The sequence below is a fragment of the Pantoea sp. X-Soil-ISGK-259 genome, assembly GCF_059730705.1.
The window spans coordinates 68378-90751 of the sequence record NZ_AP035987.1 but is presented as its reverse complement, the minus strand read 5'-3'; the positions used below and the strand labels follow the sequence as shown (position 1 = coordinate 90751).

The 22374-nt window shown below is 52.5% G+C and carries 23 protein-coding genes and 2 pseudogenes; 10 read left to right on the top strand and 15 right to left on the bottom strand.

Going from position 1 to position 22374, the window contains the following annotated elements; all coding sequences use genetic code 11:
- The first annotated feature begins 57 nt into the window (after positions 1-57).
- Positions 58-342: an integrase core domain-containing protein gene (locus AC6I77_RS19620; RefSeq protein ID WP_085980543.1), complete on the top strand. Its 285-nt coding sequence runs from the start codon at positions 58-60 to the stop codon at positions 340-342.
- Positions 343-997: 655 nt separating this feature from the next.
- On the top strand, positions 998-1630 hold the full coding sequence (locus AC6I77_RS19615; protein WP_497817239.1) for a LysE family translocator: 633 nt from the start codon (positions 998-1000) through the stop codon (positions 1628-1630).
- Positions 1631-1743: 113 nt separating this feature from the next.
- Here the strand turns inward: AC6I77_RS19615 and AC6I77_RS19610 are convergent, their stop codons facing one another.
- Positions 1744-1983, bottom strand: a complete 240-nt coding sequence (locus tag AC6I77_RS19610; protein ID WP_140034024.1) for a type II toxin-antitoxin system Phd/YefM family antitoxin — start codon at positions 1981-1983, stop codon at positions 1744-1746.
- Positions 1984-2127: 144 nt separating this feature from the next.
- Here AC6I77_RS19610 and AC6I77_RS19605 point away from each other — a divergent pair.
- Positions 2128-2238 (top strand): annotated as a pseudogene (locus AC6I77_RS19605) (IS110 family RNA-guided transposase); the annotation flags it as partial.
- A gap of 275 nt (positions 2239-2513) precedes the next feature.
- On the opposite strand, the pseudogene AC6I77_RS19600 reads toward AC6I77_RS19605, so the two are convergent.
- Positions 2514-3122, bottom strand: a pseudogene (locus AC6I77_RS19600) (PLP-dependent aminotransferase family protein); the annotation flags it as partial.
- Between the two features lie 274 nt (positions 3123-3396).
- Here AC6I77_RS19600 and AC6I77_RS19595 point away from each other — a divergent pair.
- A complete protein-coding gene (locus AC6I77_RS19595; RefSeq protein WP_497817238.1) occupies positions 3397-4086 on the top strand; it encodes an alpha/beta fold hydrolase in 690 nt (229 codons plus the stop codon).
- A gap of 13 nt (positions 4087-4099) precedes the next feature.
- On the opposite strand, the gene AC6I77_RS19590 is transcribed toward AC6I77_RS19595, so the two are convergent.
- The 7 genes from AC6I77_RS19590 to gorA all read right to left on the bottom strand — a co-directional run bounded on the left by AC6I77_RS19590 (position 4100) and on the right by gorA (position 10422).
- Positions 4100-4615, bottom strand: a complete 516-nt coding sequence (locus AC6I77_RS19590; protein WP_497817343.1) for a LysR substrate-binding domain-containing protein — start codon at positions 4613-4615, stop codon at positions 4100-4102.
- Position 4616: 1 nt separating this feature from the next.
- Positions 4617-4784: a hypothetical protein gene (locus AC6I77_RS19585; RefSeq protein ID WP_181162235.1), complete on the bottom strand. Its 168-nt coding sequence runs from the start codon at positions 4782-4784 to the stop codon at positions 4617-4619.
- Between the two features lie 83 nt (positions 4785-4867).
- Positions 4868-5131 carry an AzlD family protein gene (locus AC6I77_RS19580; RefSeq protein ID WP_223296434.1) on the bottom strand — a complete coding sequence of 88 codons (264 nt, stop codon included), beginning with the start codon at positions 5129-5131 and terminating at the stop codon, positions 4868-4870.
- Between the two features lie 29 nt (positions 5132-5160).
- Positions 5161-5877, bottom strand: coding sequence for an AzlC family ABC transporter permease (locus AC6I77_RS19575; protein WP_008924539.1), 717 nt, complete (start codon positions 5875-5877; stop codon positions 5161-5163).
- Positions 5878-5962: 85 nt separating this feature from the next.
- Positions 5963-7396 (bottom strand): aminotransferase-like domain-containing protein, encoded by a 1434-nt coding sequence (locus AC6I77_RS19570; protein WP_140034027.1) that lies wholly within the window; start codon positions 7394-7396, stop codon positions 5963-5965.
- 505 nt (positions 7397-7901) lie between these two features.
- Complete coding sequence (locus AC6I77_RS19565) at positions 7902-8921, bottom strand: alcohol dehydrogenase (protein ID WP_192377938.1); 1020 nt, start codon at positions 8919-8921, stop codon at positions 7902-7904.
- Between the two features lie 193 nt (positions 8922-9114).
- Positions 9115-10422 (bottom strand): glutathione-disulfide reductase, encoded by a 1308-nt coding sequence (gene gorA, locus AC6I77_RS19560; protein WP_497817342.1) that lies wholly within the window; start codon positions 10420-10422, stop codon positions 9115-9117.
- On the opposite strand from gorA, the gene AC6I77_RS19555 reads away from it, so the two are divergent.
- From AC6I77_RS19555 to AC6I77_RS19530, 6 genes are all read left to right on the top strand, one after another.
- Positions 10393-11022, top strand: coding sequence for an EamA family transporter (locus AC6I77_RS19555; RefSeq protein WP_497817237.1), 630 nt, complete (start codon positions 10393-10395; stop codon positions 11020-11022). The two genes, gorA and AC6I77_RS19555, sit on opposite strands and share 30 nt — an antisense overlap.
- Positions 11023-11140: 118 nt before the next feature.
- On the top strand, positions 11141-11905 hold the full coding sequence (locus AC6I77_RS19550; RefSeq protein WP_337028635.1) for an alpha/beta hydrolase family protein: 765 nt from the start codon (positions 11141-11143) through the stop codon (positions 11903-11905).
- A gap of 708 nt (positions 11906-12613) precedes the next feature.
- On the top strand, positions 12614-14062 hold the full coding sequence (gene xylB, locus AC6I77_RS19545; RefSeq protein WP_039661671.1) for a xylulokinase: 1449 nt from the start codon (positions 12614-12616) through the stop codon (positions 14060-14062).
- A complete protein-coding gene (locus AC6I77_RS19540; protein ID WP_008924533.1) occupies positions 14059-15084 on the top strand; it encodes an ABC transporter permease in 1026 nt (341 codons plus the stop codon). The genes xylB and AC6I77_RS19540 overlap by 4 nt, the downstream gene beginning before the upstream one ends.
- A gap of 34 nt (positions 15085-15118) precedes the next feature.
- Positions 15119-16099 carry a substrate-binding domain-containing protein gene (locus tag AC6I77_RS19535; RefSeq protein WP_039661674.1) on the top strand — a complete coding sequence of 327 codons (981 nt, stop codon included), beginning with the start codon at positions 15119-15121 and terminating at the stop codon, positions 16097-16099.
- A 21-nt stretch (positions 16100-16120) separates the two neighbouring features.
- Positions 16121-17629, top strand: coding sequence for a sugar ABC transporter ATP-binding protein (locus AC6I77_RS19530; RefSeq protein ID WP_192377943.1), 1509 nt, complete (start codon positions 16121-16123; stop codon positions 17627-17629).
- A gap of 272 nt (positions 17630-17901) precedes the next feature.
- Here AC6I77_RS19530 and hxlB read toward each other — a convergent pair whose 3' ends face one another.
- From hxlB to gatA, 6 genes are all read right to left on the bottom strand, one after another.
- Positions 17902-18462 carry a 6-phospho-3-hexuloisomerase gene (hxlB, locus tag AC6I77_RS19525; protein WP_192377944.1) on the bottom strand — a complete coding sequence of 187 codons (561 nt, stop codon included), beginning with the start codon at positions 18460-18462 and terminating at the stop codon, positions 17902-17904.
- A 14-nt stretch (positions 18463-18476) separates the two neighbouring features.
- Positions 18477-19229 carry an SDR family NAD(P)-dependent oxidoreductase gene (locus AC6I77_RS19520; protein WP_039661677.1) on the bottom strand — a complete coding sequence of 251 codons (753 nt, stop codon included), beginning with the start codon at positions 19227-19229 and terminating at the stop codon, positions 18477-18479.
- 111 nt (positions 19230-19340) lie between these two features.
- Positions 19341-19985, bottom strand: coding sequence for a ribulose-phosphate 3-epimerase (gene rpe, locus AC6I77_RS19515; RefSeq protein WP_039661679.1), 645 nt, complete (start codon positions 19983-19985; stop codon positions 19341-19343).
- A 25-nt stretch (positions 19986-20010) separates the two neighbouring features.
- Positions 20011-21264, bottom strand: a complete 1254-nt coding sequence (locus tag AC6I77_RS19510; protein ID WP_192377945.1) for a PTS transporter subunit IIC — start codon at positions 21262-21264, stop codon at positions 20011-20013.
- Between the two features lie 24 nt (positions 21265-21288).
- Positions 21289-21582 (bottom strand): PTS sugar transporter subunit IIB, encoded by a 294-nt coding sequence (locus AC6I77_RS19505; protein ID WP_008924525.1) that lies wholly within the window; start codon positions 21580-21582, stop codon positions 21289-21291.
- A gap of 18 nt (positions 21583-21600) precedes the next feature.
- Entirely contained in the window at positions 21601-22050 is a 450-nt protein-coding gene (gatA, locus tag AC6I77_RS19500; RefSeq protein WP_110411889.1) for a PTS galactitol transporter subunit IIA, read from the bottom strand.
- Positions 22051-22374 lie beyond the last annotated feature (324 nt).

The window sequence follows — 22374 nt, the reverse complement described above, 5'->3', positions numbered from 1 at the left end:
TGCCGCAGTAGCTAAAAACCGATAGTGGTTCTGAATTTCAGGAAAAATGCTGGACAGATGGGTGTACGAAAGTGGGAGAAGGATCGACTTTCACGCCCGGGAGCACCCTCGGACAACGCTACAGTCGAGTCCTTCAACGGCTGGTTGCGTCAGGAATGCCTGAATGATAACTGGCTCATGTCTCTGGAGGATGCACTGCACAAGATCGAGTCCTGGCGCATACTCTTTAACAAGAGACGTCCCCATTCTGCAGTGGGCTGTATGCCCCCTCCGAATTTGCCCAAAAATCTGCTGGTTGCCAGAATATGCAGCCATAATGAAGCCGGTTATTCCCGATTATGAATGGATCATATACGGGGTCAGAGTCACTTATGAAGACGTTACTAAAACCGGTGTATATAAATCAACGGGGAGCAGGTCAACAATGAATCTTCTCACTTTCTTATATATATCCACTTTAGTTTTTAACTGTCACGAAAAATTCATTATAAAAGCATAATTCTGACTTTAATTTAGAATAAACAAAAACTAAATGAATGCAAAAAAATATCGTGGGATTTATTTTTAAGAACTTTTACCCTTGTAAAAAAACAACCGGGCGCTTGAGAATAATTTTCCAAATAAGACCTACATTCAATCAGGATGGTTTTCAATATGTATTTTATGTTTTAATGAGGTTTGTGAAGAATAATTATCCCGCTCGTTAACTAAGACTAATGATTAGCAAAATTAACTACTATCACTTTCTCGGGGAGTTGGTATTACATCTCCTGTTATAATGAAAATGTACTTTACCTGCATAGTTAATCGTGATAAAAACAATCATTAGCCACTTCTCTAAAATCACTTAAAGCCAGCGTTAATAAGTGAAAAAATTTATTTTTTAAATGTTTAATCATGGCATACCGCTGTGCCTGTATTATATAAATCCTATTGTATCAGCAGCCTGTAATGATGACTATTTAGTTAAATGATTTTCCACACCTGGAGATGAAACATGCCTGATCATACTCATTTTATAGCTTTTGGTTTGATTGCACTTGCAATGGTGTTAACTCTTGGCCCAAACATGATTTATCTGATCTCTCGGTCTGTATGCCAGGGAAGACAAGCCGGGCTGATATCTTTAGGTGGTATCGCTTTTGCGTTTGTTTTATATATACTCTGTGCGGCATTAGGAATAACAGCTTTCCTGTTTGCCATTCCTTATGCATATGATCTACTTCGTTTTTCCGGAGTTGCTTATCTTTTATATCTGGCCTGGCAATCAGTTAAACCTGGAGGCAGGTCTACTTTCGCTGTTACAAATTTACCCATAGATTCCTCAAAGAAACTCTTTATCATGGGTTTCATTACTAATGTATTAAATCCTAAAGTTGCCATTATGTATTTATCTTTATTGCCACAATTTATCCAGCCAGCGCACGGGAGTGTACTGACTCAGTCTCTGGAACTCGGAAGCATACAGATTTCTATCAGCATGGTAGTCAATGCTACTATTGTGATGATGGCAGGAACTTTAGCCAAATTTCTTTCAAGCCGACCTGCATGGCTTAAAGCGCAACGCTGGATAATGGGTACTGTGCTTGCAGGATTGGCAGTGAGAATTGCTCTGGAATCAAAAAAATAAAAAATTATGCGTTTGTGGCGATTCTGTTCAGCGTCCGGCTACTGCCGATTTGGGGCTTCTTCGTATCGCGACAGTCATTGAGATCGTCGGCGCAATCTGTAGTGAACTTAATATTACACTTTAACAAACTCGCCGCGCTCCGCCTGTTTCATTGACTCATTAATATGCGCAGCGTTCGCCGGGTTGCTAAAGAGATACACCGTTTCTATCAGTGCTTCATACTCTTCCGCATCAACTATCACAACATCAGGTGCCTCGCGGCGCAAAATGCGCACAGGCTCAGCGTCGTCGGTGACCCGCTTCATCGTATCTGCGAAATGTTTACGGGCATCGGTAAAATTGATTGAATGCATGTTATTAACTCCCATCAGTTAAAGAGCAATATGCAACCTGTACTCAAGTAACTACAATTTAAAATTTGCCCGATTTCTTGTCAGGACGACGCCCTTGCAACGGAAAGATTAAGGAGGGAGCCAGGAAGTCTGATCTTTAAAATTCTTATGACATCAATTAAGTCTGTCGGTCCTCAGCTGGGAATGCATATGCTTGTCGTGCTACGCAGCCATAAATGCTACTCCTTTATGGGTGTGGAGCCGGTTGAGAATCGCTGAGGCACGTCGGTACGTCGTCGTCCCAGCATGTCGAAATAGGTTCGTGACCTGATACCTACAGATTAGTACATCCCGATGTTAGCAACGTCCATTCCTGGTTTAAACCGAACTAACGCCAAGCCAATGTCCGCTAATAGCGAAAGGCGGACACTGGCAATTTTGCTCTCATAAAAGTGACTATAGAAACAGTTGAGATTCAAATAACGAGAATAAGGAAATTCAGGACGTTCTTATGAGTAACTTTTATTTTTAAAGGAGGTCGTCAACCTGTGTCATAAAAACTTCTCTGCAGTCGCTTTAGCAATGCAGATGGCAATTACCGTAAGTGCGAGTCTGAGCGTCTCTTTTTCGGGCCAGGAGGGGGCTAGCCGGAGCTGGGCATCGTAATCGTCACGCCCATAGGGATAACACGAGCCCGGTCTGGCAAATCGCACACCTGCCACAGCGGCTAGCTGGACGATGCGACTGGCAGTGCCGGGAAGTACATGCAGGCTGACAAAATATTCCCCTTCAGGACGGGACCATGATACGTGCTGCTGGCAGCCTAAAACCGAAGAAAAAATGGCATCAACAAGTTCAAACCTGGGCCTGAGAACCTGACGATGCTGTTCCATCAGAGCCCGTATATTCCCTGGGCTCTTAAGAAAACGGGCCTGCCGAAGCTGGTTGACCTTATCAGGACCGACACTCCAGACGGATGCATGCCTGAGCCACCATGTCTTATTGGTGCCAGACGCCCCTATAAATGCAACGCCGGCACCAGGGAGAGTCATTTTTGATGTTGAGGCATAAATCAGTACACGGTCAGGATTCCCATGACGCACGCAGTCATCATAAATACTCGCTATCATGCGATCGTTTTCTGCAAGCGGATGCACACAATATGCATTATCTCAGAAAATCCGGAAATCAGGCGCTGCCGGGGATCCAGTTTCTCCTGCTCAGCAGGTATGGGCTTCAGCGTGCCAGAAAGGTTCATGTATTATTCTGCAGAGCATCAAAAAAACGACTGTGTAAGAATCAGAAAGAGAGTTCAAATCGATAATTTATAGGCGCTTATTCAGTTGCTGAATAATGCTGAGTATCCCGGGCTGCCAACCTTGACGAAACCTTATGCCATCAGCAGGATGGCATTCCGGACATAAAAAATGAGGAATGGTTCAGGATATGACACCTCTCGTACTGATCCCCGGGTTCATGCTTGATGAAACTTTGTGGGATGACTTCATCGACGTTTATCCGCCCGGTCAGACGTTCTGCCGCGTCAGCCTTGGTCAGGAAGAAAGTATTGCCGGGATGGCTGCAGTAATCGTCGCGTCGCTTCCTGAGCGTTTTGTACTGGCAGGGTTCTCGCTGGGAGGATATGTTGCCCGCGCTATAGCCGAAACGGCTCCGGAAAAAGTTGCTGGCCTGATCCTTATTGCCACTTCACTGCGTGAAGACTCATACCGGCAACGAGAACGGCTGGATGCTGCTGTGCTTTCGGGTGAGTTCAGGGGGATAAGTCCTGCCGCTATCAGGCATTCGCTTCATCCGAAATTTCATGATGATACAGCTCTGCTGGGGCGTATTCGCGAAATGGGAAAACGCCTTGGCCCGGAAGTATTCAGAGCCCAGTCCCTGCTGAAACGCGGAGGAATAACCGTCAGGGAACTGACCTGTCCGGTGCTGATTATTGCAGCCGGAGAAGACAGGCTCAGAAGCCTCAGTGAGGCGGCTGAAATTTCTGAGCTTTTCCGGTGTCCGGCAGAAATCATTGAAGGCAGCGGGCACATGATACCGCTTGAGAAACCCAGGGAACTGGCTCAGATGATTTCAAACTGGATTAGCCTTAATGGCCTGTAATTACCTTAAAAAGTCAGATTACCCTGCAAACCCTGTATATCTGCTCCCTCAGCCACAGGTGTGCCGCATTGTTCTCGTCACGCTTATGCCAGTAGAGGTTCCAGCTAACAGGCTGGGCTTCAAAGCGTAGTTCTATCCTCTGAAGCCCGGAAAAAAGAGGTGTGGATGCCATCTTTTCTGACACTACCGAGATGAGGTCGGTTTTCACTAATACAAAAGGCAGCGTCAGCCAGTGCGGTGTCGTGACGGCAATCTTTCGGCTGAAACGCTGACCTGACAGTATATTGTCCACAAAGCGAACATCCGCAGAACTCGTTGCAACGTGCAGATGACTGGCGCTAAGAAACTCAGACAGTGTCAGCGGTGCATCAGATAGCGGATGGTTCTGGCGCATTATACAGTTGATCCTGTCGGTGATAACGGGGTCGCTGACAATTCCAGACGTGTGACGGAGTTGAGAGCTGACTATACAATCCAGGTCGACGTCTTCCAGGGCAGGAATTGTTTTATCGACAGGTGTGTGCTCAATATTAATTTAATACCCGGGGCTGACCTGTCACGATAGACAACAAATCAGGTAGCAGCATCAGGCCCAGCAAATCTGCCATACGGCCCGAGAATGACTGCGTACTTTTTGCCTGTACGAAGGTCACTTCAGACATCATCAGTCGCTCCGCTTCCTTCAGGATCTTCGTCACGCCAACGCTGATTTCCACCGCCCGCGGCGTAGAATAGTCCGCAGATTCATCATTTGAAACCGGTAGTGAGAGGGCCAGGAAATTCAGGATATTATTAGCTGAAGAATGCCCAGCGTCGCGACGGAAATAATCAGTGTTGGTAACATCGACAGCCTGATGGCACAGCCTGCCGCAACGATCAATGCAATGATTTGTGCCGGATTTCCGGAAGCAAAATAAGGAGCAATAGCAGAAATCATCACGCATCCCGGCGCACTTTCCAGCACGCTGCGCGTGCCGGGACTCAGGCTACGGTTCCTCAATATAAGATAACCCAGGATGCGCGTCAGATAGGTGACCACTGCCATACCCAGAATTGTCATGCATGCAGCCAGTGTCATTTTACTTTCACTCCCCGTACCCATGCTGAAAATATGCCGCTGAACGTCCCTGCCAGCACATAGGTATGGCCAGGTACCAGACGATAACAGACTGCGGCCACCGTCAGGCTGATAAGCCAGGGGATGGCTGCGTCCAGGCCTTTCCACATGCTACGCAGGAGGACGATAAAGGTGGCAGGAAAAGCAATAGCAAAACCGTACTGCTCAATGTTTCCAAGCACGGGGCCCGCAAGAAAACCCGTGACTGAAAATCCAACCCAGACGGGATAAAACGGAAAGCTGGCCCCCAGGTAATAAGCCATGGTAAACGACTGCTCAGGCGGTAAAGTGGCAGCGTTTTTTAGCATTTTCGCATAGGTGACCGCCCAGCCCTCATCGGCCATAAAAAATAAGGCAGGTAATATCTGACGACGGGGAAGATGCTTGATATAGGGCGTCAGGGCTGCCCCCATTATGATGTGGCGACTGTTAATCAGGAACGTCAGCAGAATAATGGTCAGTACCGGCAAGGGCTCGTGCCAGAGCTGTATAGCGGCAAATTCCGATCCTCCAGCAAAATTCAGCGCCGTCATGAAGCCTGTTTCGGGCAGGGTCAGGCCCGATCGGGAAGCCTGAGCCCCCAGAATAATTGCGTAAGGCGCAATTGCCATGAGCAAAGGAGACGCATCCTTAACACCCTGCAGGAAGGAATCGCTTCTCGTTATGCTGTTCATATTATTTTTCCGTAATGGATTAGTTGAGCCATGCGGGCCAGGCAATCTGAAAAGCCTGATACCGGCGGGCCTTCTGGTTTTCTGTTTACTTCATTTCGTTCAGCTGATGAGCGGCCAGGGCACCCAACCGCGATATGGCCATGCGGTGCCTGTCCGTCAGTTCAAAACACGCCGCCATACGGAAACAGTGATTGAATGCCCGGCTTCCGGAGCACAGAAGGCCTGGCATACATAGTATTTTTTCATCCAGGGCGGCATGAAATAGAGCCAGCGTGTCGGCACCTTCCGGCAGCTCAATCCATAAAATAAAGCCTGCCTGCGGGCGGCTGACACGAGTGCCTGCTGGAAAATAATCTGCAATACAGGCTCTTACAGCATCAATCTGTCGTTCATATAATCGCCTGAGGTGGCGCAGGTGCAGGTCATATCCGCCGTTCTCAAGGAATATCCCCAGGCTTTCACTCAATAATCCGGACTCAGCGACAGTGGAGGTAAACTTCATCTGCCTGGCGACATCGCGAAAGCGTCCGGCGTCCAGCCAGCCAATGCGAAAGTCTGGCGCAACCGTTTTGGTATAGCTTGCACACACCATCACCCAGCCATCACGATCAAAGGCACGAATGTTGGGTATGCAGGTATCGCCAAACTGCAGTTCGGCATACATGACATCCTCTATTACGGCGAACTGCCGGGTTTCAGCCATGCGGGCCAGGCGCTGACGATTTTCTGAAGGCATGACAAAGCCAAGTGGATTGTGGCCACTGGGTATCGTAATCACCGCGGAGATTTTTCGCTGCTCTGCAAGAGATTCAAGGGTATCCAGGCACATTCCGCTCTGAGGATGGGTAGGCAGATTCACAATACGACGGCCAAGATCCTCCAGCATAGGGTACAGGTTGTAAAAAGTAGGTGATTCAACGGCAACGGTATCACCGGGAAGGGTTGACGCCCGGACGGCCAGGCTAATGGCCTCCATGGTGCCGTGAGTGATGATTACGTCATCGGGAGAGAGGATCATGCCGGTGTGCAGACCGCGTCGGGCAATCTGTGAGCGCAGGCGGGGGGAGCCGGGCGGCATGGCGTAAGTTGTGCTGAACCCGGATGCTGAGCGCAGCAGCTGGGCTGTGATTTTTTTCAGCCGGCCGGCAGGATAAAACCTATCGCCAGACGGGCACGCAAGCGCAAGATCAATACAATCCCCGCGCAGCTGATTTTCCAGAATAACGGATAGCAGCCGGTTCAGACCGGATAAAGGCACCGCGCTTTCTCTGCTGTTCACCGAACTTTCCTGCAGGTGGCAGAGTTCAGGCAGGCTGTCGCGGACATAATAGCCGGATTGAGGTCGTGCGGAGATCAGCCCGCGATCCTCCAGAAGCCGGTAAGCGGTTTTGACCGAGTTAACACTGACCTCATATTGTCCCGCATAATGTCTGACGGACGGAATACGTGTACCGGGCGTCAGTTGTCCGCGCAGGATTGAGCGCGCGATGTCATCCGCAATCGTTTCATATAGATGCATATATGTCATATTTCTTGATCAGGATGGACACAATTTATATCAGGCCATGTGGCCTGACAATGCTGTTTTTATGACAATTTCACGCGTCAGTTCCCGCTAACTGTGACCATTAATATTGATGATTACTGTGGCTGTAACCATTCAGTCAGTTACGGTATTATGAGAAATATGTTTGCTATATTTCACGGCTTCGATGAAGGGGGCTGTTTTCAGACTGGTCGATCTTTTTTCTTCATTTCCAGCGTAATCCGTTTGCGGTCATCATGAATGCCCACTGTTTATCTGAGGGGCAGCTGATAAAGCGGATACAGGGCACGCGGACGTCTGTCTGAATGAGGTGCAGGCTGCTCCTTTCAGCTGGCAGTCAGATAGCGGACCGCTGGCATGACGGAAAACCGGGCGGAAGAACCTGCCGGCCCCCTGACTCATCACGCGGGCACTGAGCCGCCCAGCCCTGTTGCCTGCCCGGGCTGGTTCGGCCAGACTGAGACAGTCTTCGTAAACGTTAAAGATCCATTCTCAGCACCATGCGAAACTTCACGTCCCCCGAACGCATGCGCTGATAAGCACTTTCAGCCTCAGCCAGCGGTGCCGTTTCAATCTGTGCACGTACGCTGGTCAGCAGACTGAATTTAAGGGCACGTTCTGTTTCGTAAGGTGTGCCGGTAAGAGAGCCCTCCAGCCTTAACTCGTTTCCGACCATTGCTCCGGGCATGATCAAAAGCGGGGAGCTGCCGGCACCCACAACCATAAATTTACCCTGTGGTGCGAGTGCTTTCACCAGCCCGGAAGCGGCCTCGCTGTTAGTAATAGTCGTCAGGATAACCTGCGCGCCGCCAGCCTTTTTAATTTCTGCAACGGGGTCTGACTGTAGCGTATCAATGTACTGATGAGCCCCCAGGTTAAGGGCATCCTGCCTGATATCACTTCCGCGTCCTACCGCGATAACTTTGTAGCCCATTTTTTGTGCATACTGTATGGCCAGATGCCCCAGACCACCGATACCCTGAATAACGACTGTATCACCCGGCCGGGCGCCTGATTTGGTCAGCGCGTTGAAAGTGGCAATCCCTGCACAGAGCAGCGGAGCCGCCTCTGCAGAGAGCAGATCGTCGGGAATGAGAACCAGCCCCGTGGCACGCGCCAGCATTATTTCCGCATAGCCGCCATCGCAGGAGCTGCCGGTGACAGGCTGATCAGTGCAAAGCACAAACTGACCCTGCCGGCACTGCTCGCATTCGCCGCAGTATCCCCCCAGGCGCCCTACACCGACCCGCTGCCCTACAGAAAGGTACGAGGGAACGCCCTGCCCCAGAGAGAGTATGCGCCCCACCACTTCATGGCCTGGAATGCGCGGATAAGTCGTATTCTTTTCAAGCCCCTCAACTGCGCCGGAATCCGCCCCGCAGATGCCACAGGCTTCGACCTTCAGAAGAACCTCGCCATAACCAGGCACCGGCACTGGGCGCTCTACCAGTTCCATTCTGCCTGGCTCGGTAATCTGCATTGCCTTGAATGTATTCATTTTTCATCCCACTGTTTGATATAAAAAAGTATTTAAGGGCTGTCGGACGAGCAGCATTTTTGCAGTGGTGCTGCCGGTACGCGGGAATCTGATTTCAGATTTGGGCAGAGGCAATATCGCTCGCTGTGCCCATGCGCCGGGCCTATCGCTCCTTAAGTCTGATAATGCCGGCCGGTTCTTCCGCTCAGGCTTTTCAGCCTTTCATCGTGACGAACTCTTCGGCAGCGGTGGGATGAATTGCCACGGTATTGTCCAGATCTCGTTTGGTCGCGCCCATTTTGAGTGCCACAGCAAAGCCCTGAAGGATTTCGTCCATACCTTCTCCGATGCCGTGAATACCCACAACCTTCTCATCGGGCCCGGCGCACACCAGTTTCATCTTTGTCGCCTGACGGTGGGACGTTACTGCAGTGAACATCGCGGTAAATGACGCACTGTAAATTTTAACGTTCTGGTCGCCGAATTTTTCACGGGCCTGGGGTTCAGTAAGACCGACAGTGCCGACAGGTGGGTGGCTGAATACGACAGTGGGGACATTCTGGTAATCCAGATGCTCATCCGGCCTGTTGTTGAACAGGCGCTCAGCCAGGCGACGACCGGCGGCAACGGCAACCGGCGTGAGTTCAAGCTGACCGGTAATATCACCAACGGCATAGATGCCTTCCGCGGAGGTGTTCTGATATTTATCCACAGTGACGTAACCTTCGTCACTGAGCGCCACCCCTGCTGCCTGAATGTTTAAGCCGGATGTATTGGGTTTGCGGCCGGTTGCCCAGATCACGACATCTACTACAATTTTTTCTCCTGAAGCCGTGACCACCGCCACAGAACCATCCGGCTCTGCTGACAGTGACGTGGTAACGGCCTGACGGTGGAGGCGGAGCCCTGATTCATCCATCATGGCAGCCAGGGTATCCCCGAGCAGAGGATCAAAATGGCGCAGAGGTTTATCACCGCGAACCAGAAGATGTGTTTCCGTACCGAGAGAATGCAGCACGCCCGCGAGCTCAACGGCAATATAACCCGCGCCGATGACGGCTGCCCTACGGGGCTGTGCGCTCAGTTCAAAGAAACCATCCGAATCAATTCCCAGCTCTGCGCCGGATACAGAAGGACGAACGGGGTGCCCGCCGGTGGCGATAAGAATATGATCGGCCGTCAGCGTTTCGCCATTGACCTCAATACTGCGGGGGCCGATAAAGCGGGCTGTTCCCTGAATGACTTCAACCGCGTTCCTGCTGAGCACCGCATCATAGGAACCGTGAATGCGCTCAATGTACTCACTGCGGTTTTTCACCAGCGTAGCCCAGTCAAATTCACACCCCGACACGCTGAAGCCATAGCCGGAACTGTAAGTGCGGATGGTTTCTGCTACCTGTGCGGCATACCACATCACTTTTTTTGGCACACATCCCACGTTTACGCAGGTTCCGCCGATGGGCCCCTTCTCAATAAGGGCACATTTTTTTCCATGCGCAGCCGCGCGATTTACGGAGGCGATTACGTCGCGATAGACACCGGAACAGGGGCCCTGCTTTTATTCGGCACGGTTCAGCTGATTATGTCGGCGTGGGGGCTGTATAAGGGTGAGAAAATGACGGTGCTGAAAGCAACAGGGGTGGCAATGGCTGTTGCGGGAATAGGCATTTTACTTCTTCCATCAGCCGCAGCGCCATCACCCTCCGCGGCACTGCTGATGGCGATATCCGGTGCGGCATGGGCGGCTTACTTTATTACCGGTAAAAAAGTCAGACATGCAACCGCGGCCACCGCCGGCAATTTTTTGATGGCAGCCCCCCTGGCTGCCCTGTTCATGCTGCTGAACCGGCATGATGTGCACGCGGACAGCGCCGGTGTTCTGCTGGCGATCACTTCCGGTGCCATCACTTCCGCCCTTGCCTACGTACTCTGGTATTCGCTCCTGCCCCGCCTTTCCTCCACGATGGCTTCCGCTGTTCAGCTGAGCGTGCCCTGTCTGGCCGTGCTGGGCGGCGTCCTGTTTATGGAGGAAACTCTCGACCTGCACATCGTCGTGTCTACCGTCATTATTCTGGGCGGCATTGGCCTGATCGGTAGCGCTGAAAAGTCCCGCAGGCCGTGAGTCAGTACCGCCACCGTAGCCGGGCAGCACGTTCACTAAAAGAGCGGATAGGCGAAGCAACACCGATCTTCAGGCGGGCTCGTCCCATGGTTACATCAGAAAGTGAAGGGAATAACCCATGAAAAGAGAAAAGTTTCTGTTTGAGAATGACGAGGGGAAAAAACTTGCTGCCCTCCTTGAAATGCCTGACAACGTCCGGGCGTTTGCCCTGTTCGCACACTGTTTTACTTGTGGCAAAGATCTGAAAGCGGCATCCCGAATTGCCAGGATACTGACGCAGCATGGCATCGCGGTTCTCCGGTTTGATTTTACCGGGCTGGGCGGCAGCGACGGAGACTTTTCAAATACCAATTTCAGCTCGAATGTTGCAGACCTCCGGTCGGCGGCTGCACACCTCCGGGATAACTTTCAGGCGCCGTCTCTTCTTATTGGCCACAGTCTCGGAGGATCAGCCATCCTGTCCGTTGCGGGCGATATTCCGGAAGCAAGGGCCGTCGTTACGATTGGATCGCCCGGAGAAATCTCCCATGTAAAACGGCTGTTTGAGGATGATCTTTACGCCATTGAAAAGCTGGGCGCCTATCCGGTCAAGCTTGCCGGCCGAACCTTCGTTATCCGCCAGCAGCTGGTTGATGACATTCAGCAGCAAAAAGTAGCGGAGAAAGTTTTCAGAATGAACAAGCCCCTTCTTGTCTTTCACGCGCCGGAAGATGATACGGTTCTGATTGAGCAGGCTGAGCACATATTCAGATCGGCGCGGCATCCGAAAAGCTTCATTTCCCTGCACGGTGCCGATCACCTCCTGTCGGACAATAAAGATGCCGACTATGTCGGGGAATGCATCGTGGCCTGGAGCTCACGCTATCTTGACATGACGCCCTGAGGGAACGGCAGAAGATCCGCCCTGTTCGCTCTCTCTTTACAGGATTTAGCCACGTCCGCGCCTGAAACTGGTGGCTTCAGCACACTGAATATTTAACGGCTGCATGCCATTGTCAGCAGGCGCATTACTCATCGTGAGCCCCCTCCGGACAGTTGGGTATATCCAGGCGAGTAACGCCGGGTCAGCGTCCGGCGTCCATGTTGCAGAACGCGCCAATCCCCCGATGCGCCGCCTGAGACTGCAGAAAAAGGACGCGGCCCAGCCACGGCTTCTGGCGCGCCACGCGGTCCACCAGATCTTATCCGCTTCGTCAGCATATTCCCTTACCTGACCCCCTTCGCAAATCGTCATATGAAAAACAACGGAGAGAACAGCCTTCCTTGTCCACCTGGTGACAGGGCGTAAAACGCCTACAAATTTGATAACGCCAGATGGCAGAGCGCCGCCTGACAAAGAATTTCCCCGCTCCAGGGGATCATCCGATAAGGCCATCTGACGCAAAAGTGAGAGCTGCGTAACGTTCCCATATTTCGCTGATTGACGGGGGAATTAGTATCAGTATTGTCACTACATTAACAAACGAGCAAAACAAAGTGATCATATGAGCAAAAAAGCAGGACCACGCATTCTCCCTGCTCAGTTGCTTTCCGTCTGATTAGGCTTTCGTTCAGCTCTGCCATTTCTCAGAAATCATTCAGAGGTAATTCAATGAAGCGGGACCTTGTTGCAGGCATCGACTCATCCACCCAGTCGTGTACCGTCATGCTGCGCAGTCTTGAAAATGGCGAAGTGATTGCCCTGGCACGTCGGCCGCACCCTCCGACGACACCACCCTGCAGCGAGCAGGCCCCGGAAGCCTGGTGGGATGCCCTTGTTACCGCGCTGGGCGAACTGAAAGCGTGGTGGCCCCGGATTGCAGGACTCGCTGTCGGTGGCCAGGGGCATGGCCTCGTCATGCTTGATGAGTACGACACGCCCCTGCGCCCGGCCAAACTCTGGAATGATACGGAATCGGCCCCACAGGCACGCGAATTGTGCCGGCAAATTTTGCCCGCAGAGTGGGCACGTCTCACCGGATCGGTGCCGGGGCCTGCGATGACCATTTCAAAGCTGGCCTGGACTCATCAGCACCATCCCGGCGTCCTGCAGAAATGCCGCCGCATCATGCTGCCGTTTGACTATCTGGTATACCGCCTGAGCGGCAGTTTTGTGTGTGAACGTGGCGGGGCTTCGGGCACTGGCTATTTCAATCCTTTCTCAGACCGCTGGGAGCCGCAGCTGGCGGCCGCAGTTCAGGGTGACATCGACTGGCTTTCACGCTGGCCTGCTGTCATTCCATCACACCATCCGGCTGGTGTGGTCAGGAAAATCAGCGGACTGGAAGCGCTGGCCGGTGCCATTGTGGGGGTCGGAACCGGCGATAACATGTCCGCTGCGCTGGGCATGAACCTGAAACCCGGTGATACCGGTATATCAATCGGTACCAGCGGGACGTTATACGGCATCACCGCCACGGGCATAGCCGACAGCAGTGGCACCATCAATGGTTATGCGGATGCGGCGGGTCGCTTTATCCCCATGATTACTACGCTTAACGCCGCGAAAGTGACCGATGCGTTTCGCAAATTATTGTGCGTAACGCCGGATGAGTTCGACGAACTTGCGCTGGGATCGCCACCCGGCGCAAACGGACTTCAGCTTGTTCCCTGGCTCGACGGCGAGCGAACACCCAATTTACCTGATGCAACCGGACACATGCGTGGATTGCGCACTACCACAACACGACAGGACATGGCCCGTGCGGCCACGGAAGGCGTGCTGTGCGGCCTGCTGGCCGGCGGCCGGATGCTGAAAAAGCATGGCTTCAGTGATGAGGGGCGCCTCGTTCTTACCGGCGGTGGGGCGAAGTCACGGGCCTATCGTCAGGTTCTGGCTGACCTGACGGGGAAACCCGTCTGGGTGTCTCCGGTGGGAGAAACGGCCGCCGCAGGAGCGGCCATTCAGGCTGCCGCGGCGGTGCTGGGAAGCACTAACGCCGAAATGGCCGATCGCTGGAGTCAGCCGCTGGAGAAGGTGGCCGACCCCCGGCAGGATGCGCGCCATGTTCTGGACGCTTACGTTAACTATGTCAATGAATTATCAGGAGAGCTGCAATGAGTTCTGTCACGACCCCTGCCAAAATCAAGCCCCCAAAACAGCCTCTCAGAGTACCTGCTGAAGCGGGTATCGCGGTGGTTTTTCTGCTGGTGATGCTGGGTGGTTTCATCGCCACGCCAAACTTTCTGACCGTTTCAAATATGATGGTTCTGCTGCTCAACGGCGCGGTGATTGGGTTTCTGTGCCTGGGGCAGTCTTTCGTACTGCTGACGGGCGGTATCGACCTCTCCTGTGGCTCAATCGTGGCCATGACCTGCGTGGTTGCAGCATTGCTGATGGAAAAATTTGGTATTCCCTGGCCGCTCGCAGTGCCTATGGTTCTGGCGGTGGGTGCCCTGAGCGGCCTGATTAACGGCCTCATCATCGAACGCACCGGTGTGCCCCCCTTTATTGTGACCTTTGCAATGATGGGCGTGGCGGCCTCCATTCCGCAGATCATTACCGGTGCCGAATCTATCCGCGTGACGCAAATCGGTTACAGCCTTATCGGCCAGTCAAAACCCCTGGGGATACCGTTCCCGGTCATTGCGCTGCTGCTGGCCATCGTGATTGGCGTCATTTTTCTACGGCGAACCATCACCGGCACCCATATCTATGCAGTTGGCGGCAATGCGGATGCAGCACGTTTATCCGGCATCAGCATTCCGCGCATCACACTGCTGGTTTATGCAATTTCCGGACTCTGCGCCGCCTGTGGCGGGCTGATATACGGATCGCGTCTGATGACCGGATATCCGACAGCAGGCCGCGGCGATGAACTGTTCTTCTCCATTGCGGGGGCCGTCGTCGGGGGTGTCAGCCTGTTTGGCGGCACAGGGAGTATCATCGGCGCGATGATTGGCGCCATGCTGATTGCCGCCATATCGAACCTGATGAACGTGCTGAACGTCAGCGCCTACTGGCAGCCGCTGGTTATCGGGCTGATCATCCTGTTCGGCGTCACCTTTGACACGCTCCGGACCTCGAAAAAAATTGCTATCCCCTGGCTAAAGGTCAGGAAACCCCGAAAGACACAACAATAATGCTCTCTGCCCTACACCTTTTCCGGAGATGACCATGAAAATCCGTACCACCTTATCCGCCTGCGCAGCGGTCGTTGCCCTGTCCTGCCTGCTGTCAGGCTGTAACCGCGATGATGCAGAATCAACAGCCGGCCCCGGCAAAAAAACGCTGGGCGTGACGCTGCCTAATCTTACCAATCCTTATTACGTGGCCATGAAAAAAAGCTTTGAAGACAGTGCGGCTGCCCAGGGTATGAACGTAAAAATTTCGATTGCGGATAACGACGACGCTAAACAACTGTCGCAGGTTCAGAACTTCATTGAACAGAAAGTGGATGCGGTGGCGGTGAATTGTGTCTCCTCCGGACCCTGCGTTTCCATCATCAGCCAGCTTAATCTGGCAAAAATACCGGCGTTTGCCGTGAATATCCTTCCCGACCCCGCAGGGCTGAAGCAACAGGGCGTGGTCCTGGTTCAGGGAGTGCAGACCGATCAGCGGGAAGGCGGCAGGCTGATTGGTCAGCAGTTGCTGAAAGATATCGGTGAAAACAGCCCGGCCACGGTGGGTATTGTGGGAGAACCTACCTCCATTGCCGCGAACGCGCGCGACGAAGGCTTCAAAGAAGCCGTAGCCTCCAACAAAAATATTAAGTTTGTTGCCCTGGTCAATGGCAAGGTCGAAGAAACAACCTCCCTTAAGGTGACGACCGAGATGCTTCAGGGGAGGCCGGAAATTGATGTGGTGTACTCAGATACTGAACCTTCCGCTCTGGGATCGCTGGCGGCTATTCAGCAGCTGGGGGTCAGTAACAGGGTGAAGCTGTATGCGTTTGTGGATAAGGAGGGTGTTAAAGCCGTTCAGGACAACAGCATCCTGAAAGCCGGTGCAATTCAGGAGCCAGTTAAACTGGCTCAACTGCTGGTCGAAAATGCCCGGAAAAGCCTGAGCGGTGAGCAGGTTCCTGCCATGATCAATAATCCGCCACTGCTGGTCACCAAAGATAATGCGGCTTCCGTGATGGGCTCAGCGTACTGATCCGGTAAAAGGTGAAGAAAAATGAATTATGTGGCGAAGCAGGTAAAAATAGGGTTTTCGGGGGTTCAGGTCCTTCACGGCGTGGATTTCAGCGTCAGACCTGGCGAGATCCATGGCCTTTTTGGCCATAATGGCGCAGGTAAGTCTACGTTGCTCAAAATACTGGCCGGTGTGAACTCGCCGGACAGCGGGGAGCTGACTATCGGGGATGAACCGGTTCATCTGGCCTCACCCCGCGATGCACTGAACAGTGGTATCGCCTGTGTCTATCAGGAACTCCGGCTCATTCCCGGCATGAGTGTCTGGCAGAACCTTTTCCTCGGGCGTGAGCGGCGGAAAGTAAACGGTTTTATTGATGACGACAGCATGATCGCGCATACCGAAAGCGTGCTGAGAGAGTATCACCTGAGCTTCAGCGCGACGGAGCTGGTGAGAAACCTGTCACATCCTGACAAGCAGATGCTGGAAGTGGTGTCTAACCTCGATCGTGAGGCGCGGTTCCTGTTTCTCGATGAACCCACGACCGCACTGGAAGGTGCGCAGGCAGAGGCGTTACTGCAGGCGGTACAGCGCATCGCGCGTGAAAAGCAGATTGGAGTCGTGCTGGTTTCTCACAAGTTAGACGAGGTACTTGGCGTCTGTGATGAAGCAACCGTAATGTGCGGTGGCCGCGTGATCTATAACGAAGGTAAAGCAACGCTGAGCAAAAGCGCCATTATCGACGCTATTGTCGGCGACGCGAATGCCTATCAGGCGGCGGCTAACAGCCGCGGCCTGATCCGGGGGGCGCTGGGCAAGCCCTGGCTTACCGTAAGTAATCTGCAGACCGATCGCCTCAAGGGGGTAAACCTTGAGGCTTACCGCGGCGAGATCCTGGGGATTTACGGACTGGCCGGTGCCGGCCGGACGCGCCTGTGCCAGACGCTGTTTGGTCTTGAAACCGTAACCGGCGGTGAAATACGTCTGGGGCATAAAGTTTATCACCCCACCTCCCCCGCCAGGGCCATTGCACAGGGGATTGCCTACCTCACCGAGGAACGTAAAAAAGACGGCTTTATTCCTCAGATGTCGAGCTATGCCAATGCCACTCTGCCTGTTCTGAAAAAATTTCGTGCCGGTGGCTTCGTCAGCCACGGCGCCGCCCGCCAGGCGGCGGCGGCGCTGCTGAGTAAAATGAATACGCTAGGTTCGCTGGATGGGCCGATTAAGTCCCTCTCCGGTGGAAATCAGCAGAAGGTGCTGCTCGCCCGGGTGATTGCCCAGAATGCTAACCTGGTACTGCTGGATGAGCCGACCAAGGGGGTTGATATCGGAGCCAAAGCCGATATCTACCGCATTATCCATCAGCTGGCGGACAGAGGTTGCTGCGTCATTGTGGTCTCAAGCGAGGAAGAGGAGCTGCTGGACGTGGCCGATAACATTACGGTGTTCCGCCACGGCAGGTGCGATGGTGTGATCGTGCCCGCGCGTGATCTTAAACCTGCCGACCTGCGTAAAGCCGCCTGGGAACACTCAGAAACGGCTGCTTAACCTGCTGCGGTAAATGGCTGCCAGCCTGGCGTTCAACACACCTTTCTTAGCGTTACACCAGGCCCCTGCCACATAACCCAGGCCGGGGCCTGCCTCAAAGCACTGACGGCAGTAAGTGGGCTTTTGGGCAGTATCACATCCGTTCATGTTACTGATACTCCCTGCCTGACAACGTTTCCAGATACCCTCCAGGGGCGATACTTCTGGCAGATTATCTCTTTTTCAGGGATGTCATAAACAAATGAGCGCTTCCGGGGAAGCGCTCTGGGCTATTACTCAAAATCAGCGTGCCGTTCAAACATCGTTTCGCTGGTTTCTCCCATCTGCTTCATCAGCTCAAGTACGATGGCGTCATAAGTGATGAAGCAGAGCTGTTCAAAGGCCGACCCCATCGGCTGTGAAAACTGCCCCGCCTGATTGGCATGTCCCGTTTTCACGGTACCTGGCAAGACCAGTACGCATCCGGCCAACTGACCAATCGTCGACTCTTTTTTCAGGGTAACCAGCGCAACCTCAACGCCTCTTTCTGTGGCCGTCTGCGCAAGACTTCTAAGACTTACCGTTTCACCGCTGCCGGAACCAATGATCAACAGGTCACCCGGGCGTGAATGCGGAGCGGAAATTTCCCCCACAACGCTTACCGGTAACCCCAGGTGCATCAGACGATTAGCGAATGCCCGTATGGCTATTCCGCTGCGTCCGGCTCCCTGCAGAAAAATGTGGTTTGCGCTGCGGATCCGGTCAATGAGCTGCAACGCCTGCCCGTTATCGATATCCTGTGCATTACGCTTCAGCTCCCTGAGAATGCTGATCGTGTTTTCCTGAACGCCCATGCCCTATCCTCCCGTCAGGCTACCGTACGGCCGCCATCCATAAGGATGGTCTGACCCTGAATGTAAGAGTTCGACTTATCTGCCAGAAAAACGGCCAGATTCGCCACGTCATCAACGGTACCCAGGCGACGGACCGGAATTTTCTCCAGCACGGCGTCCAGATCGGCCTGCGTAGGGTAGTTAACACGCATCATTTCGCCAGTGTCGATCAGGCGTGGCGCAATGGCATTAACGTTAACGCCTCGGGGGCCCAGTTCTTTCGCCAGGCCGCGTATCAGGCCTTCACCGCCGGCTTTACTTGCCGGATAACTCACGCCGCCGCCGGTTCCGGACAATGCTGATCCCGATGAGATATAGACAATGGCACCCTGGTTAGTCAGAAAGTCATTATAAAACGCTTTAACCGTATTAAATAAACCGCTCAGGTTAATGGAAAGCGTTTTATTCCACTCCTCGAATGTAATATCGCTGACTTTATTGGCAAATGCGACGCCTGCATTCAGGACCAGAATATCGATACGGCCAAACGTGGCGAAAACGGTATTACGCGCATCCACCATCGCCTGAGGATCGGCTACATCCGTTTTTATGAACAGCGACGTCACGTTTTCCGATGTCAGTTCTTCGGCAGTCTGACGGCCGTTAATGTCGTTGTAGTCGGCGATGACCGTATGCGCTCCGCGCGCGGCAAACTGTTTTGCGATGCCTTTACCGATCCCGTGTGCGCCACCCGTGATTAGCACGACTTTCCCTTTAAAATTACTCATCAGTCTTTTCTCCTGAAACCTCGCCTGGGCGGGAGAAGACGCTCACCCAGCCCGGATAATATGAATGCTGTTAATTAATATGTCGGTGCCCTGTTAACAGAAACTTCGCTTTCAGAGCATGGCAGTTTTTAATTCCCGGTAGCTTGATGCAGGGTCCTCGTTAAATAACGCCCCGCCAACCACGATTAAATCAGCCCCGGCTTCCTTAACTTTACTCGCAAGGGTCAGATTAATGCCGCCATCGACCTCAATCTGAATATTCCGTTGCGCAATCATTTTTCGGGTGTTACTGATTTTCTCCAGGCTTTTTTCGATAAAAGTCTGCCCCGGCTGGCCCGGATTAATCGTCATAATAAGGATGTAATCAATGTCGTCCAGCAGATAGCTCAGCACACCTTCAGGTGTGCCTGGATTAATGACCACTCCCGCTTTTCGACCGGCTTTACGGATCTTCTGCAGAATATAATGTACGTGTGGCGTTGATTCATAATGCACGGAAATCATTTCCGCGCCGGTACCGATGACGGCATCAATATGCTTTTCCGGATCGGCCAGCATCATATGGACGTCAAACTTCATCCTGCTGGCTTTTTTCATCGCCGTGATCTGGTTAGGCCCGAACGCGATATTACTTACGTATGTGCCGTCCATTAAATCAACGTGCAGTATTTCTGTATTTTCTTCTTCTAAAAACCGGATCTCATCCTCCAGGCGTAGGATGTTTGCACCGAAAATTGAAGGTAAAATCTGTGCCATGGTAAGCGAACCTCATCTCTTGGGATCAATGGAATACCGTGCTCAGCCAGTACGTCAGGACTTCCCAGGGGCCGGTTAATACAAAGTCGGTTCCCTGACCCTGTAAGCCCACACCTGCCCCATGAAGGAACCGGGTCGCGCCCGGCGCCACATACCCGCCGAGATACATCACGACGATAGTGAAGAGCAGGGTTGTGATAACTGAACGCACGACGTTCCCTTTGCAGGCCATAACAGTCATGGTCGTCATATAGATAATTGACATCAGAACACCGATGGGGAAAATCATGATCCCCGGCAGAACCAGTGCACAGAGCATGGTCAGCGGGATGGTAATGACGGTAACGGTGACGGTTGCCGGATCGCCTAGTGCCAATGCACAGTCCATACCGATGTTCAGCTCAGCATCCTTCCCCATCTGTCGCTGCATGATTTCTTTGGCGCTTTTGCCAATCGGCGACAGGCCTTCCATCAGGACGCCAACCACCTTGGGCAGCAGGACCATTACGGCGGCCACGCCCATCGCCATAGGCACTACGGTAGTCACCGGCTGTTTCGTGAGAAGCCCCAGCAGACAGCCGACAATGATGCCAATAATCGCGGGTTCACCGAAAACGCCCAGTCGTTTCTGCACGCCCTCCAGATCCAGATCTATTCTGTTCAGGCCCGGAATAAGGTCGATGATTTTATTGACTATAAGCGCAAAGGGCAGCGTCCAGCCTGTATGGATCACGGTGGTACAGGTTGTGCCTTCCAGGCCATAATATTTCTGCCAGCGGGGGGCAATCAGATCGCCGATGAACAGTGCCATAACGCTGAGTGCCACTGCCACGCCAAAACCGATCATGAAACTGTCGAATACAAAGTACGCCAGCGCGCCCGGAACCAGGAAATGCATGTAGTTCCAGATATCGACGTTCAGGGTCCGGGTCAGCTTAAGCCGGACCAGAAGCAGGTTCAGAATGATACCGACCGGCACGACCAGCGCAGCAAACGGTGCCACCCAGGCCGCCGCGCCCACGGCAGGCCAGCCGATGTCAGCCACGGTAAAACCGCTTCCGATTTTCGAATAATACGCAATAGCCGGCTGCAGGGAGGTGCTCAGAAGATTGACGACTAAGCCTAAACCTATAAAACCGATACCTACGGTTATACCTGATTTAATGGCGGCACCCACTTTCATCCGGAAAACCAGGCCCAGAATAAAGATGACAAGCGGCAGGATAGCGGTTGCGCCCATGCCTGTTATTGTCAGCATTATATGTTTTAACGTTTCCATCCTGACACCCTCGGTATGCTGTTATTATTTCCCGGCAAGCTCAGTTAACAATTCACCCAGTTTTTTGCGTAAGGTACTTTCATTAATTCCGGTGATAAAACCTGCCACGCTCATGTGGGGCTTACCGATTTCGCCTTTATAATTATTTGTGGTTAAAACAATATCGGCATGCTGTAATTCAGAGGGGAGCTCTGACATGCTGCATTTGTTAATTTTGTACTGAGAAATACCATATTCAGCACACACAGATTTAACCTCGTCGGCCGCCAGGGTTGACGTGGCCACCCCACTTCCGCAGGCTACAAGAATATTAATCATCATTTTTCTCCGGGGTTGTTATTGCATAATTTTTGAAATAAATAACGCTTTCGCCTTTCCGGACGGCAGCTCCAGCAACTGCTGGTAAAACTCCCCATCCTGCAGATTATTAAACAGGGCCCTGAGCAGCTGCAGCTGATCCGCAGGTTCGGTCACGACCAGATTGATAACCAGTCTGACAGGCAGTCTGTCATCGCCATCAGCCTGATGAACCTCAACAGATTCAGGCAGGCGGATAATGTAAATGGACGGCCTGCGGGCATGACTGCTGTCACAGTGCGGGATTGCCACTGAATAACCTTCCAGCAGAATACCTGTCGGATACATGGCCTCACGCTCACGCAGCGCGTCCAGATACGACGCTTTTACTGTCCCTTCTGCATGCTGGCGCTGATGAATATGCTGCAGCACCTCGTCGTAATTTCTGAACGCCGCGCCGTCTGCCACGTCTACCGCTACTGTCGTCATTATACCTCCCCGCATCACGCCATTGCTCACATGAGCGATAAATTTAAATCATATGAGCAATTTATAGCACAACGCCGTCACGCAAAAACGTGCAGAGCGCAAAATTCAAAGGCCGATCACAATAAACCACAAAAGAGCAAAATAAAAAAAGCTCATATGAGCAAAATAAAGTTATAAGATTGCCTTAAAAATTATTCTTATTTATTTAAAAACAGATAGTTAAATATAATGTGTGTCAGAAGTAGAGGTCTGCACTCCGGTAGTGCAATTACTGCAGATAGAACAGGCCGTCACGCCGTTCAGCACGCGTGGCATACCGCGGGC

Coding starts and splice junctions, on each gene's coding strand:
- AC6I77_RS19620 (WP_085980543.1), top strand. CDS start 58: ATGGGTGTACGAAAGTGGGAGAAGGATCGACTTTCACGCCCGGGAGCA.
- AC6I77_RS19615 (WP_497817239.1), top strand. CDS start 998: ATGCCTGATCATACTCATTTTATAGCTTTTGGTTTGATTGCACTTGCA.
- AC6I77_RS19610 (WP_140034024.1), bottom strand. CDS start 1,983: ATGCATTCAATCAATTTTACCGATGCCCGTAAACATTTCGCAGATACG.
- AC6I77_RS19595 (WP_497817238.1), top strand. CDS start 3,397: ATGGTTCAGGATATGACACCTCTCGTACTGATCCCCGGGTTCATGCTT.
- AC6I77_RS19580 (WP_223296434.1), bottom strand. CDS start 5,131: ATGGCAGTGGTCACCTATCTGACGCGCATCCTGGGTTATCTTATATTG.
- AC6I77_RS19575 (WP_008924539.1), bottom strand. CDS start 5,877: ATGAACAGCATAACGAGAAGCGATTCCTTCCTGCAGGGTGTTAAGGAT.
- AC6I77_RS19570 (WP_140034027.1), bottom strand. CDS start 7,396: ATGCATCTATATGAAACGATTGCGGATGACATCGCGCGCTCAATCCTG.
- AC6I77_RS19565 (WP_192377938.1), bottom strand. CDS start 8,921: ATGAATACATTCAAGGCAATGCAGATTACCGAGCCAGGCAGAATGGAA.
- AC6I77_RS19555 (WP_497817237.1), top strand. CDS start 10,393: ATGCGCAGCCGCGCGATTTACGGAGGCGATTACGTCGCGATAGACACC.
- AC6I77_RS19550 (WP_337028635.1), top strand. CDS start 11,141: ATGAAAAGAGAAAAGTTTCTGTTTGAGAATGACGAGGGGAAAAAACTT.
- xylB (WP_039661671.1), top strand. CDS start 12,614: ATGAAGCGGGACCTTGTTGCAGGCATCGACTCATCCACCCAGTCGTGT.
- AC6I77_RS19540 (WP_008924533.1), top strand. CDS start 14,059: ATGAGTTCTGTCACGACCCCTGCCAAAATCAAGCCCCCAAAACAGCCT.
- AC6I77_RS19535 (WP_039661674.1), top strand. CDS start 15,119: ATGAAAATCCGTACCACCTTATCCGCCTGCGCAGCGGTCGTTGCCCTG.
- AC6I77_RS19530 (WP_192377943.1), top strand. CDS start 16,121: ATGAATTATGTGGCGAAGCAGGTAAAAATAGGGTTTTCGGGGGTTCAG.
- hxlB (WP_192377944.1), bottom strand. CDS start 18,462: ATGGGCGTTCAGGAAAACACGATCAGCATTCTCAGGGAGCTGAAGCGT.
- AC6I77_RS19520 (WP_039661677.1), bottom strand. CDS start 19,229: ATGAGTAATTTTAAAGGGAAAGTCGTGCTAATCACGGGTGGCGCACAC.
- rpe (WP_039661679.1), bottom strand. CDS start 19,985: ATGGCACAGATTTTACCTTCAATTTTCGGTGCAAACATCCTACGCCTG.
- AC6I77_RS19510 (WP_192377945.1), bottom strand. CDS start 21,264: ATGGAAACGTTAAAACATATAATGCTGACAATAACAGGCATGGGCGCA.
- AC6I77_RS19505 (WP_008924525.1), bottom strand. CDS start 21,582: ATGATTAATATTCTTGTAGCCTGCGGAAGTGGGGTGGCCACGTCAACC.
- gatA (WP_110411889.1), bottom strand. CDS start 22,050: ATGACGACAGTAGCGGTAGACGTGGCAGACGGCGCGGCGTTCAGAAAT.